This is a genomic window from Azospirillum baldaniorum, from assembly GCF_003119195.2.
Taxonomy (GTDB): domain Bacteria; phylum Pseudomonadota; class Alphaproteobacteria; order Azospirillales; family Azospirillaceae; genus Azospirillum; species Azospirillum baldaniorum.
In genome coordinates this window covers 249,191-261,258 of the sequence record NZ_CP022253.1, presented here as the reverse complement: position 1 = coordinate 261,258, position 12,068 = coordinate 249,191, and the positions used below count along the sequence as shown (strand labels likewise).

Genomic DNA, 12,068 nt, shown 5'->3' with positions numbered 1-12,068 from the left:
TTTACGATTCCGGGTCGCCCATGTCGCAGAAGCCGATGTCGTAGCAATGGTCGGCGACCCAGTCGCGGAACGCCTCTTCGCTCAGCGTGCCGGCGGCGAGCGCCAGAATGGTGTCCGCCGCATCCCGCTCCGCCGCATCCAATTCGAAGCCGTTCAGGCCTAGGCACAGGCCCAGCGCCACGAATGCCGCGCGCTTGTTTCCATCCACGAAGGGGTGATTGCGGCAGACACTGACGCACACCGCGGCGGCCAGATCGAAAATGGTCAACCGGTCGTCACCGTACGCGATGAGCTGGTAGGGACGGGCCAGCGACGCTTCCAAGGCCCCGAAATCGCGCATGCCGGGCGCGCCGCCATGCTCCAGCAGCAACTCGCCGTGCAGGTCGAGCACCGCCTGGAGCGGCGGGTTGACGTAGGGGCGCCCCTGGATCGACGGCTGGTCCACGCCGGCTTACTTGGACAGGATGTCCATGGTCCGGCGGTAGCGCGCGGAGAAGCGGCGGCCGATGTCCATGGCGCGGTTGTAGCTGTCGTCGGTCTTGGAGATTTCGATCCGGCCGTCGCGCACCTCGACGGACACCGCGTCGCCCCGCTGAAGGTCCGCCGCCGCCAGCACGTCGCGCGGCAGGGTGAGCCCAGTGGAATTGCCGACCTTGGTCAGTTTGGTGGTGTGCATGGCGACCTCCGCGCGGGATCGGCACAGAATGTAATTACGCTTGTTATTACGTCAAGGGCGATGGCTGGCCCGTGCCGACCATCGCCCGGCCCTATTCCGTCAGAACGGCTTCACGATCACGAAGATGACGATGCCGATCATCAGCAGGGTCGGCGCCTCGTTCCACATGCGGAAGAAGCGCTGCGGGCGGGTGTTGCGGTCCGCCTCGAAGTCCTTGCGCCAGCGCGCCATCATCATGTGCGTGCCGGTGAGCGCCAGCACGAACAGCAACTTGGCGTGCAGCCAGCCCTGCTTCATCCAGGCCGGCTCCATCACGATCATCGTGATTCCGAACAGGTAGGCGGCGCCCATCGCCGGATTCATGATGGCGCGCAGCAGGCGGCGCTCCATCACCTTGAACCGCTCCGAGGATTCGGAGCCCGGCACCGTCTCGCAGTGGTAGACGAACAGCCGTGGCAGATAGAGCAGCCCAGCCATCCAGGCGATGATGCTGATGACGTGCAGAGCCTTGACCCAGAGATAGAGCACTGGAATCCCCTTCCCTTCCCGTTGCGCGTTTTTTTACCGTCCGGTGTCTCAGCCGCGGTTCGGCCAGTCCTTGATCAGACGGGCCAGCTCGGCGACGTGGTCCGGCGGCGTGGTCTGGATCACCCCATGGCCCAGGTTGAAGACGAAGGGCTTGCCGGCGAGCGTCTCCAGAATCTCCGACGCGGCGGTGCGCAGGGCATCGCCACCGGCGGCGAGCATGATCGGGTCGAGGTTGCCCTGCACCGGCACTCTGGATTGCAGATTCCCGGCCGCCCAAGCCACCGGGACGGTGGTGTCGAGCCCGACGGCATCCACCCCACTGTCCGACACGTAGGCCTCATAGGAGAGGCCCGCACCGCGCGGGAAACCGATGACCGGAATCGCGGGGTGGCGCGCCTTGATCAGATCCACGATCCGCCGCGTCGGCTCGATCACCCAACGGCGGAATTCGCCGGCCGGCAGCACGCCCGCCCAGCTGTCGAAAAGCTGCACGACCTCGGCCCCGGCCTCGATCTGGGTGCACAGGTAATCGGCGGTCACCTCGACCAGCAGATCCATCAGCGCGCCGAACCCGGCGGGATCGCCGTAGGCCCAGCGCTTGACGTGCGCGTACTCCTTGGACCCCGCCCCTTCGACCATGTAGCAGGCGATCGTCCAGGGCGCCCCGGCAAAGCCGATCAGAGTGGTGTGCGCCGGAATCGCGCTGGAGAGACGACGGACGGTCTCGTAGACCGGCTCCAGCCGCTCGTGGAAGCGGTCGCGCGACAGGCGCTTCAGGTCTTCCACGCTTCTCACAGGGTCAAGCTTCGGCCCCTCGCCCTCCAGGAAGGCCAGGGGCTGGCCCAGGGCGTGCGGCACCACCAGGATGTCGGAGAACAGAATCGCCGCGTCCATGTCGTAGCGGCGCAGCGGCTGCAGGGTCACCTCCACCGCATGGTCGGGGTTGTAGCACATGTCCAGGAAGCTGCCGGCCTTGGCGCGCAATTCCCGATATTCCGGCAGGTAACGGCCGGCCTGGCGCATCAGCCAGAAGGGCGGGCGCGGACGCACCTCGCCGGCGAGGGCGGCGAGCATCGGCTTGGCAATCTTGGACACGGCCTCGGACACGGCGGATCGTTCCCCTATGAGTGAATCGGGTCTGCGGGTTGTCTCCCCTCTACTCAGTATTCTTTTTAAAGAGAGAAAGGAAGAAGGGGTGGTGGGTGCCTGTGGAAAACGGGAATCCCCGCTTTGCGCGGAATCGTCCACAGGCCGGACGGCGCGCTGTGGACGAAAATCGGATTCTGTGGACGACTCCGGACGCTTTCGCCGGAAACGGCGGAAATGCTATACCGGGAAGCCTGGGAATCCCGTGGATAACATGGTCCGCGGGAGTCATTGTACCCATGTTCCGGAGAGGGCGCGCGGATTGTCCCGAAGGGGGCGCCAGCGGGGGCGACGAGTCCCGCCCGGAGGGACAGAATCCAGGAGATCCCCGTTGTCCACAGATTCGGACGGGTTCTCCACAACACGTTGGGGACGGATGAGACAGTTCCACCTGCATCTTGTGTCGGACGCGACCGGCGAGACGATCAACAGCGTCGCCCGCGCCTGCGTCATCCAGTTCGACGATGTTCGCCCGGTCGAGCATTTCTGGAATCTCGTGCGGACCGAGCGTCAGCTCGACATGGTTCTGGAGGGCGTCCAGGAGAATCGCGGCCTCGTCATGTTCACGCTGGTCGACGAGAAGCTGCGCCGCCGCCTCCAGGACTTCTGCCGCGAGGTGCAGGTCCCCTGCATCCCGGTGCTCGACCCGCTGATCAACGCGCTGGCCGCCTTCCTCGGCGTGGAATCGCAGCGTCAGCCCGGCCGTCAGCACGCCTTGGACGCCGAGTATTTCGGGCGCATGGACGCGATGGACTTCGCGCTGGCGCACGACGACGGCCAGTCGAGCTGGGACCTGCACGAGGCCGACGTGATCCTGATGGGCGTGTCGCGCACGTCGAAGACGCCGACCTGCATCTATCTGGCGAACCGCGGCATCAAGGCGGCGAACATCCCGATCGTCCCGGGATGCCCGATGCCCCCGGAGATCGAGAAGCTGACCCGGCCGCTGGTCGTCGGCCTGACCAAGGACCCGGACCGTCTGGTGCAGATCCGCCGCAACCGGCTGAAGCTTCTGAACCAGAACGAGTCCTCGACCTACGTCGACCCCGAGGTGGTGCGCGCCGAGGTTACTGACGCCCGGCGTATGTTCACCCGCCGCGGCTGGCCGGTGATCGACGTGTCGCGCCGCTCCATCGAGGAGACGGCGGCGGAGATCATGATGCTGCTCGCCCGCCGTCAGACCGGCGGCCTGCCCGGCCTTCCGTCCGAAGGATCGATCACGTGAGCGCAACGGTTCCCACGGTCGTCCTCGCCTCGGGCTCCCGCACGCGGGCGGAGATGCTGGAGCGCGCCGGGGTGCGCGTCACGCTCGCCCCCGCCGCGGTGGACGAGGAGGAGATCAAGCTCGCCGCCCGCGCCGAGGGCGCCCCGGTCGAGGATGTGGCCGAGGCGCTGGCCGAGCTGAAGGCGCAGCGCGTCACCCGCAAGCACCCCGGCGCCCTGGTGATCGGCGCCGACCAGATGCTGGAGTGCGAGGGCCGCTGGTTCGACAAGCCGGCCGACCGTGACGCCGCCCGGGCCCAGCTGCAGGATCTGCGCGGCAAGACGCACCGGCTGGTGAGCTGCGCCGTGGTGATCCGCGACGGCGAGCGGCTGTGGCACCATGTGGACCGCGCCCGCCTGACCATGCGCCCCTTCAGCGACGCCTTCCTGGACTCCTACCTGAACGCGGCGGGCGACGACGTGCTGGGGTCGGTCGGCGCCTATCACCTCGAAGGCTTGGGCGCGCAGCTCTTCCACCGGGTGGACGGTGATTTCTTCACGATCCTCGGGCTGCCGCTGCTGCCGCTGCTCGGGTTCCTGCGGGTGCATGGGGTTATTGCGGAATGACGATCAGCGGCAAGGCGACGCTGGCCGGGGTGATGGGCTGGCCGATCGGCCATTCGCGTTCGCCCCGGCTGCACGGCTATTGGCTGGAGCAATACGGAATCGACGGCGCCTATGTGCCGCTGGCCGTTCCGCCTGACCGGATCGAGCAGGCCATCCGCGCCCTGCCCGCTCTCGGCTTCCGTGGCTGCAACGTCACGGTGCCGCACAAGGAAGCCGCTTGCCGCACGGTCGATCGGCTGGACGCCACCGCCAAGCGGATGGGCGCCGTCAACACCATTGTGGTGGGCGAGAACGGGTCGCTCGAAGGCCGCAACACCGACGGCTTCGGTTTCATCGAGAACCTGAGAAGCGGCGCACCGGGCTGGAAGGCTGCGGACGGGCCGGCGCTGGTCATCGGGGCCGGTGGCGCGGCGCGGGCCGTCGTCGCCTCCCTCCTCGACGAAGGGGCGCCGCGCGTCTGGCTGGTCAACCGCACGCGGGCGCGGGCGGACGAGCTGGCCGCCGACATCGGAGGCGCCATCGAGACCGCCGATTGGGTTTCACGTGAAACGCTTCTCGAAGGGGCGGCGCTGGTGGTGAACACGACGACCCAGGGCATGGCGGGCCAGCCGCCGTTGGAGCTGAACCTGCGCGCCCTGCCCGGTTCGGCCGTCGTCACCGACATCGTCTACACGCCCCTGATGACCCCGCTGCTGACCGCGGCGCAGGCCCGCGGCAACCGCGTGGTGGACGGCGTCGGCATGCTGCTCCACCAGGCCCGCCCTGGCTTCGCCGCTTGGTTCGGCCGCGAACCGGAGGTGACCGAGGGGCTGAAGGCCGCCGTTCTCCAGGGCTGAGGTCGCGCGATGATCGTTTTGGGACTGACCGGCTCCATCGGCATGGGCAAGAGCACGGCGGCGCGCATGCTGAAGCGTATGGGCGCGCTGGTCTGCGACAGCGACGCCGTGGTGCATGGCCTACTGGGGCGTCATGGCGCGGCGGTGCCGGCCATCGCGGCGGCCTTTCCCGGCGTCGTGGTGGATGGTGCGGTGGACCGGCGGGCGCTGGGCGCCGCGGTCTTCGGCAACCCGGCGGCGCTGAAGCGGCTGGAGGCGATCCTCCACCCGGCGGTGCAGGCTGCACAGAGGCGCTTCCTGAAGCAGGCGGCGCGCCGCCGTGTGCACGTGGCGGTGCTGGACATTCCCCTGCTGTTCGAAACCGGCGGGGAGCGCAAGGTGGACCGCAGCGTGGTGGTCACCGCCCCCTTCCTGGTGCAGAAGTCACGGGTGCTGGCGCGGCCGGGCATGACGCCGGACAAGTTCGCCGCTATTCTGGCCCGGCAGATGCCCGACGCGGAGAAGCGGCGGCGCGCCGACCACGTCGTCAACACCGGCGACGGGCGGCGGGCCACCCGGCGGGCGCTGCGCAACATCCTCGCCGACGTGAAGCGGCGCCGCGGACGGCAATGGCCGCCGCGGGGATACCAGCCCGGACAGGTGGTTCATGCGTGAGATCGTCCTCGATACGGAAACGACCGGCTTCAAGCCCGAGGAAGGGCACCGGCTGATCGAAATCGGCTGCGTCGAGCTGCACAACCACGTCGCCACCGGCAAGACCTTCCATTGCTACGTCAACCCGGAGCGCGACGTGCCGCCGGACGCCGTGGCGGTGCACGGGCTGACGACGGAGTTCCTGTCGGACAAGCCACTGTTCAACGACGTGGTGGCGGAGTTCGTGGCCTTCATCGGCGACGCGCCGCTGGTGATCCACAACGCGGCCTTCGACATGCACTTCCTGAACTGGGAGCTGCGGATCGCCGGCTATCCGGTGATGCCGAAGGACCGGGCCATCGACACGCTGCTGATGGCGCGGCAGAAGTTCCCCGGCGCGCCGGCCACCTTGGACGCGCTCTGCAAGCGCTTCGGCGTCGACAACTCCAGCCGCACCTACCACGGCGCGCTTCTCGACGCCCAGCTTCTGGCCGAGGTGTATCTGGAGCTGCGCGGCGGGCGTCAGGCCGGTCTGGCGCTGGCCTCCGGCCCGGCAACGGGCGGCCCGGCGGCGATCCGCATCGACCGCCCCTACCGCGCCCCGCGCGCCCACGCGCCGAGCGAGGAGGAGTTGGCGGCCCATGCGGAGCTTCTCAAGAAACTGAAGAACCCGCTCTGGGCCGCCGAGTGAGCTGTCATTCCCTCTCCCGTCCCGGGAGAGGGCTTTGAACCTTACGGCAGCAGCACCGTGGACCCGGTCGTGGCGCGGGACTCCAGCGCCCGGTGGGCCTCCGCCGCGTCGCGCAGCGCGAAGGTCTGGCCGACGTTGATGGTCACCCCGCCGGTATGCACCACCTCGAACAGGTCGGCGGCGCTGGCCATCAGGTCGTCGCGCTTGGAAACGTAGCTGAACAGGGTCGGGCGCGTGACGTAGAGCGAGCCCTTGGCCGCCAGGACCTGGAGGTCCAGTGGCGGGACCGGCCCGGACGCCGCACCGAACAGCACCATAAAGCCACGGGGCCGCAGGCAGTCCAGGCTGTCCATGAAGGTCGTCTTGCCGACGCCGTCATAGACCACCGGCACGCCCTGCCCGTCCGTCAGGTCCTTCACGCGGTTCACGAAGTTCTCGCGCGTGTAGACGATGGGATGGTCGCAGCCGGCGGCGCGGGCCAGCTCCGCCTTCTCGTCGCTGCTGACCGTGCCGATCACGGTGGCGCCCAGATGCTTCGCCCACTGGCAAAGGATCTGGCCGACGCCGCCCGCGGCGGCCTGGACCAGGATGGTGTCGCCCGGCTGCACCGTGTAGGTGGAGCGCAGGAGGAACTGCGCGGTCATGCCCTGGAGCAGCATGGCGGCGGCCTGCCGGTCCTCGATCCAGCTCGGCAGCGGAATCAGCCGGTCGGCGGGGGCGAGGCGGGATTCGGCGTAGGCGCCGATCAGCGGCGCGTAGCCCACCCGGTCGCCGGGCTTCAGCGTCGTCACGTCCGGCCCCACGGCCTCGACCACGCCGGCGCCCTCGGTCCCGATGATCGCGGGAAGCTGCGGCAGCTTGTAGGCGCCGGAGCGGTGGTAGGTGTCGATGTAGTTCAGCCCGACGGCGGTCTGGCGCAGCCGCACCTGACCGGGGCCGGGGTCGCCCACCTCGATCTCGTCCCAGCGCAGCGCTTCGGGTCCGCCGTAGTCGTGGATGCGGATCGCGTGAACCATGGTGGTTGGTCCCTTCCCTTTTTATAGAAGCTGAAGCTCCAGCGTATCGCCGGCCTGTTCCGCTGTCACCCGGTACCGCCGCTCGTGGCGGAGCAGCCAGTCCTTGGTCCGCAGGCCGCCCATGCCGGAATAGCCGCCGGGCGCCCCGCCGCCCCCGACGATGCGGTGGCAGGGGATGATCACCGGGATCGGGTTGGCGCCGCACGCCCCGCCGACGGCCCGCGGCGCCGTGTCCAGCCGCCGCGCGACGTCGCCGTAGGTCAGGACGCCGCCGTAGGGAATGGCCTGCATCGCCGCCCAGACCTTCTGCCGGAAGGCCGTCCCGCGGGGGGACAGCGGCAGGTCGAAATCCAACCGCGTCCCGGCGAAATAGTCGCGGAGCTGGCGCGCGGCCTCCTCCAGCACGGGGTCCGGCCGGTCCTCGCCCAGCCTGCCCCAGTCGAGCGCGACGATGGCGCCGGCGGCGCTGGTCAGGGTCAGCAGACCCAGCGGGCTGTCGACGGTCAGGCTGCCGGTGGCCGGGTTTTTGAGGGTCTGCGTCATGAGGTCATCTCCGGGTCAGAGCGGCGGCCAGCGCGTCGGGCGTGGTCACCGGGGGGGAGCAGGTCATGCCGGTGCAGACATAGGCGGTCGCCACTCCGCCCTGCATGCCCTTGCCGTGCGCCGGGTGCCCGGCGGGCAGATCCGTCCCCGGCGGCAGGACGCTGAGGATGCGGTCGGGAAGCGGACGATCGAGCACCGCCCGGCGCAGCGCCGCGGTGTCCGACGCCTGCGGGTCGCCGACAATGACGATCTGCAGGGCCTTCTGGAGAAGCTCCGCCGCGTTCAGGTAGGTCGGCAGCGGGAAGAAATTGCGGCTCAGCTCGCCGGAGAAGGCGGCGGCCAATGCGTCCGCCCGCTCCCGGTAGGCGGCCTCGCCGGTGCGGTGGTGCAGGGTCGCCAGCACGGCCAGCATGGTGCCGTTGCCGCTGGGCGTCGCCGCGTCGCCGGCCGACTTGGTGCGGACGATCAGGTCGTCGGCGTCGTCCGCCGTGTAGAAATACCCGCCGGCCTGGGCGTCCCAGAAATGCGCGTCGAGCACCCGCACCCAGGCCCGCGCCTGCTCCAGCGCTCCGGCGTCGCCGGTCGCCTCGTGCAGGGCGAGTGCCGCGCGCGCCATGTGGGCGTAGTCATCCAGCGTCGCCCGGTGCTTGAGCTGCCCGGCCCGCCAGCTGTGCAGCAGGCGCCCGTCCTCGGTCATGCGGTCGCGGACGAAGGCGTAGGCGCTCTGCGCGGCGGCGATCCACGCCGGCTCGTCGAAGACCATCCCGGCCTGGGCGAGGGCCGCGATCATCAGGCCGTTCCAGTCGGCCAGCACCTTGTCGTCCCAGCCTGGCTTGATCCGCTTTTCGCGCTCCCGCCAGAGGATCGCCCGCTGTTCGGCCAGCGTCGCCTCGGTCTCGGCGTCCAGGGCCTCGATGCGGTGCAGCCGGTTGAGAATGGTCGCTCCCTCCCAGTTGCCCTGAGGCGTGACGCCGTAGGCGCGCTTGAAGACCTCCGCGCCGGGGCCGAGGAGACGGTCGATCTCCTCTTCGTTCCAGATGTAGAAGAGGCCCTCCTCGCCCTCGCTGTCGGCGTCCTGGGTCGCGGCGAAGCCGCCGCCCTCGGCGATCATCTCGCGCAGCACCCAGCCCACCGTTTCACGGATGCGCGTCTCGAACAGCGGCTCCCGCTCCGCCTGCCAGACCAGCGTCATCAGGTCGAGAAGCTGGGCGTTGTCGTAGAGCATCTTCTCGAAATGCGGCACCAGCCACATCTCGTCCACCGAGTAGCGGGCGAAGCCGCCGCCCAGATGGTCGTAGATGCCGCCCTGGCTCATATGGGCCAGCGTGTTGGTGACCGCCTCGCGGTAGGGCTCCTTGCCGGTCCGCAGCCAGGCCCGCCACAGCAAGGTGAAGATCGGCACCTGGGGGAATTTCGGGGCGTGGCCGATGCCGCCGTGGAAGGGATCGACCTCGCGGACCAGCCGGTCGGCGATCTGGTCGAGCATGGCGAGGTCGACCTCCCCCGCCGCCCGGTTCTCGGCCAGCTTGCCCAGCGCGTCCTTCAGCGCGGCAACGTTGCGGGTCACGTTCTCCGGCTTGTTGCGGTAGGTCTCCGCCACGCCGCGCAGCACGTCGGGAAAGCCGGGCCGCCCGTAGCGCGAGGCCGGCGGGAAGTAGGTGCCGCCCCAGAAGGGCTCGGCCTCCGGCGTCAGGAACATGGTCAGCGGCCAGCCGCCCTGCTGCCCCAGCATCGCCAGGGCCGACTGGTAGATCTGGTCGACGTCGGGCCGCTCCTCCCGGTCCACCTTGATGTTGACGAACAGCTCGTTCATCAGCCCGGCGATCTCCGGGTTCTCGAAGCTCTCGTGCGCCATCACGTGGCACCAGTGGCAGGCGGCGTAGCCGACCGACAGCAGCACCGGCTTGTTCTCGCGCTTGGCCCGTTCGAAGGCGTCGCGGCCCCAGGCCATCCAATGGACGGGGTTGTCCTTGTGCTGAAGCAGGTAGGGGCTGGTCTCCCGGCCAAGCAGGTTCGCGGGCATCGCAGGCGTTTCCGGTCTGTGGCGTGGTTGGGAATAAACTGGCGCGGCGGTGCCGTTGCGCCAGGGCTTCCTATCTGTATAGTGGGGCATGAGCCGAAGCGGCGCTCAACCCTTAATTTCCCGCGCACCGCGCGCCTTCCAAGGAAATGGGGCCATGAAGATCACCATCGACATCGACTGCACACCCGAGGAGGCGCGCCACTTCCTGGGCCTTCCCGACGTGAAGCCCATGCAGGACGCCATGATGCAGGAGATCCAGGACCGGATGCAGGCCTCCCTGCTCGCCATGGACCCCGAGACGATGATGAAGACGTGGCTGCCGGCGGGAATTCAGGGCATGGAGCAGCTTCAGAAAATGTTTTGGTCCCAGATGGCCGCCGCCATGGGACAGGATGGACGCAAGTGACCGATCCGAAGCCCTACTTCGAAGCCCATGTTTTCTCCTGCACCAACCGCCGCCCCGACGGACACAAGCGCGGCTCCTGCGCCGCCCGGGGTTCCGAAAAGCTCCGCGACTACATGAAGGCCCGCGCCCGCGAGCTGGGTCTGGACGGCCGGGTGCGGATCAACGCCGCCGGTTGCCTGGACCGCTGCGAGCTGGGTCCGGTGCTGGTCGTCTATCCGGAGGGCGTCTGGTACACCTACCGCTCTTTCGCCGACGTCGACGCGATCCTGGAAACGCATGTGATCGGTGGTGGCCGTGTGGAGCGGCTCATGCTGAAGCCGGAACAAAAGGAATTGCTGCCGGAACAGGTCGGCTGATCGTTCCGGAACCGGCACGATAATGTTGGCACGATGATCCCGACCATCTTCGCCCTCGCCACCGCCCCCGGCCGCGCCGGTGTGGCGGTGGTTCGCGTTTCGGGCCCGGCTTCCGGCGACGCGCTCGCCGCCCTGACTGGCAAGCCGCTTCCCGAACCCCGCATGGCCACCCTCGTCCGGTTGCGCGATCCCAAGACCGGGGAGGCGCTGGACGGCGCCCTGGTCCTGCGCTTCACCGCCCCCCGCAGTTTTACCGGCGAGGACGTGGTCGAGCTGCACCTGCATGGCGGGCGCGCCGTGGTGGCCGGCGTGGTGGAAGCGTTGGCCACTCTGCCCGGCCTACGGGTTGCCGAGCCTGGCGAGTTCACCCGCCGCGCCTTCGAGAACGGTAAACTTGACCTGACCGAGGCCGAGGCGGTCGCCGACCTCGTGGATGCTGAGACCTCCGCCCAACGCCGTCAGGCCCTGCGCCAGATGGAAGGCGCGCTCGGCACACTCTACGACGGCTGGCGCGAGCGGCTGACCCGGTCGCTCGCCCACATCGAGGCCGACATCGACTTCCCCGACGAGGACCTGCCCTCCGGCGTGTCGGACGCTGCGCGTCCCGTGCTGGACGCCCTGGCCGCCGAGATCGACGCCCATCTCGACGACCGCGGCCGTGGGGAACGGCTGCGCGAGGGTCTGCACATCGCCATCGTCGGCGCGCCCAACGCCGGCAAGTCGAGCCTGCTGAACGCCCTCGCCCGCCGCGAGGCCGCCATCGTCTCGGCCCGCGCCGGCACCACCCGCGACGTGATCGAAGTCCATCTCGACCTCGGCGGCTACCCGGTGGTGCTGGCCGACACGGCGGGCCTGCGCGAGGCGGCCGCCGACGAGGTCGAGGAGGAAGGCATCCGCCGCGCGCTCGACCGCGCGGCCCGCGCCGACGTGAAGGTCGCCGTGTTCGACGCCACCGCCCTGCCCGCGCTCGACCCGGCGACGGTTGCCCTGCTCGACAGGGACACGGTGGTGGTCCTGAACAAGACGGACGTCGTCGATGCCGCTGTGCCGACGGTCGGCGGCTGGGAGGCGGTCGCGGTCTCGGCCCGGACCGGTGCCGGCCTGCCGGAGTTGGAGCGGCGTTTGACGGCGTTTACCGCCGACCGGCTGGCCGGCAGCGGTGCGCCAGCCCTCACCCGTGCCCGCCACCGCTCCGCCTTGGAAGAGTGCCGGGATGCCCTGCGCCGTGCCTTGACCGCTCCCCTGCCGGAGCTGATGGCCGAGGATGTGCGTCTGGCGAGCCGCGCCCTTGGCCGCATCACCGGGCGTGTCGATGTCGAAGAGCTGCTGGACGTGATCTTCCGGGATTTCTGCATCGGCAAGTGAGCCGCGTGGGGCGTGACAA

The 12,068-nt window shown here is 69.2% G+C and carries 15 protein-coding genes; 8 read left to right on the top strand and 7 right to left on the bottom strand.

The genetic code is table 11. From position 1 onward, the window contains the following. Position 1: 1 nt before the first annotated feature. The 4 genes from Sp245p_RS01150 to hemE all read right to left on the bottom strand — a co-directional run bounded on the left by Sp245p_RS01150 (position 2) and on the right by hemE (position 2,278). Positions 2 to 445 carry a type II toxin-antitoxin system death-on-curing family toxin gene (locus Sp245p_RS01150; protein ID WP_014238920.1) on the bottom strand — a complete coding sequence of 148 codons (444 nt, stop codon included), beginning with the start codon at positions 443 to 445 and terminating at the stop codon, positions 2 to 4. Positions 446 to 451: 6 nt separating this feature from the next. Then, a complete protein-coding gene (locus Sp245p_RS01145; protein WP_014238921.1) occupies positions 452 to 676 on the bottom strand; it encodes an AbrB/MazE/SpoVT family DNA-binding domain-containing protein in 225 nt (74 codons plus the stop codon). 99 nt (positions 677 to 775) lie between these two features. Beyond that, positions 776 to 1,204 carry a protoporphyrinogen oxidase HemJ gene (gene hemJ, locus Sp245p_RS01140; protein WP_014238922.1) on the bottom strand — a complete coding sequence of 143 codons (429 nt, stop codon included), beginning with the start codon at positions 1,202 to 1,204 and terminating at the stop codon, positions 776 to 778. Between the two features lie 48 nt (positions 1,205 to 1,252). Continuing rightward, positions 1,253 to 2,278 (bottom strand): uroporphyrinogen decarboxylase, encoded by a 1,026-nt coding sequence (gene hemE / locus Sp245p_RS01135; RefSeq protein WP_088123926.1) that lies wholly within the window; start codon positions 2,276 to 2,278, stop codon positions 1,253 to 1,255. A gap of 448 nt (positions 2,279 to 2,726) precedes the next feature. On the opposite strand from hemE, the gene Sp245p_RS01130 reads away from it, so the two are divergent. From Sp245p_RS01130 to dnaQ, 5 genes are read left to right on the top strand one after another with little or no spacing between them, the layout of a single operon-like run. Beyond that, a complete protein-coding gene (locus Sp245p_RS01130; RefSeq protein WP_014238925.1) occupies positions 2,727 to 3,575 on the top strand; it encodes a pyruvate, water dikinase regulatory protein in 849 nt (282 codons plus the stop codon). Then, positions 3,572 to 4,180, top strand: coding sequence for a Maf family protein (locus tag Sp245p_RS01125; protein WP_014238926.1), 609 nt, complete (start codon positions 3,572 to 3,574; stop codon positions 4,178 to 4,180). The genes Sp245p_RS01130 and Sp245p_RS01125 overlap by 4 nt, the downstream gene beginning before the upstream one ends. Continuing rightward, the gene (locus Sp245p_RS01120) at positions 4,177 to 5,016 is read left to right on the top strand and encodes a shikimate dehydrogenase (RefSeq protein WP_014238927.1); all 840 of its coding nucleotides are present in this window, start codon (positions 4,177 to 4,179) and stop codon (positions 5,014 to 5,016) included. Before Sp245p_RS01125 ends, Sp245p_RS01120 begins: the two co-directional genes overlap by 4 nt. A 9-nt stretch (positions 5,017 to 5,025) precedes the next feature. Next, a complete protein-coding gene (coaE, locus tag Sp245p_RS01115; protein ID WP_014238928.1) occupies positions 5,026 to 5,670 on the top strand; it encodes a dephospho-CoA kinase in 645 nt (214 codons plus the stop codon). Continuing rightward, on the top strand, positions 5,663 to 6,340 hold the full coding sequence (gene dnaQ / locus Sp245p_RS01110) for a DNA polymerase III subunit epsilon (protein WP_014238929.1): 678 nt from the start codon (positions 5,663 to 5,665) through the stop codon (positions 6,338 to 6,340). Before coaE ends, dnaQ begins: the two co-directional genes overlap by 8 nt. Positions 6,341 to 6,381: 41 nt before the next feature. On the opposite strand, the gene Sp245p_RS01105 is transcribed toward dnaQ, so the two are convergent. From Sp245p_RS01105 to Sp245p_RS01095, 3 genes are read right to left on the bottom strand one after another with little or no spacing between them, the layout of a single operon-like run. After that, on the bottom strand, positions 6,382 to 7,356 hold the full coding sequence (locus Sp245p_RS01105; RefSeq protein WP_014238930.1) for a quinone oxidoreductase family protein: 975 nt from the start codon (positions 7,354 to 7,356) through the stop codon (positions 6,382 to 6,384). 21 nt (positions 7,357 to 7,377) lie between these two features. Continuing rightward, entirely contained in the window at positions 7,378 to 7,899 is a 522-nt protein-coding gene (locus Sp245p_RS01100) for a methylated-DNA--[protein]-cysteine S-methyltransferase (protein ID WP_014238931.1), read from the bottom strand. A gap of 4 nt (positions 7,900 to 7,903) precedes the next feature. Beyond that, complete coding sequence (locus Sp245p_RS01095) at positions 7,904 to 9,922, bottom strand: thioredoxin domain-containing protein (RefSeq protein ID WP_014238932.1); 2,019 nt, start codon at positions 9,920 to 9,922, stop codon at positions 7,904 to 7,906. A 154-nt stretch (positions 9,923 to 10,076) separates the two neighbouring features. Between Sp245p_RS01095 and Sp245p_RS01090 the strand changes: the two genes are divergently transcribed. The 3 genes from Sp245p_RS01090 to mnmE are packed head-to-tail and all read left to right on the top strand — an operon-like array spanning position 10,077 to position 12,049. Next, positions 10,077 to 10,328 (top strand): DUF6489 family protein, encoded by a 252-nt coding sequence (locus Sp245p_RS01090; protein ID WP_014238933.1) that lies wholly within the window; start codon positions 10,077 to 10,079, stop codon positions 10,326 to 10,328. Then, positions 10,325 to 10,684, top strand: a complete 360-nt coding sequence (locus tag Sp245p_RS01085) for a (2Fe-2S) ferredoxin domain-containing protein (RefSeq protein WP_014238934.1) — start codon at positions 10,325 to 10,327, stop codon at positions 10,682 to 10,684. Before Sp245p_RS01090 ends, Sp245p_RS01085 begins: the two co-directional genes overlap by 4 nt. 33 nt (positions 10,685 to 10,717) lie before the next feature. Then, positions 10,718 to 12,049 (top strand): tRNA uridine-5-carboxymethylaminomethyl(34) synthesis GTPase MnmE, encoded by a 1,332-nt coding sequence (gene mnmE / locus Sp245p_RS01080; protein ID WP_014238935.1) that lies wholly within the window; start codon positions 10,718 to 10,720, stop codon positions 12,047 to 12,049. The last annotated feature ends 19 nt before the right edge of the window (positions 12,050 to 12,068 follow it).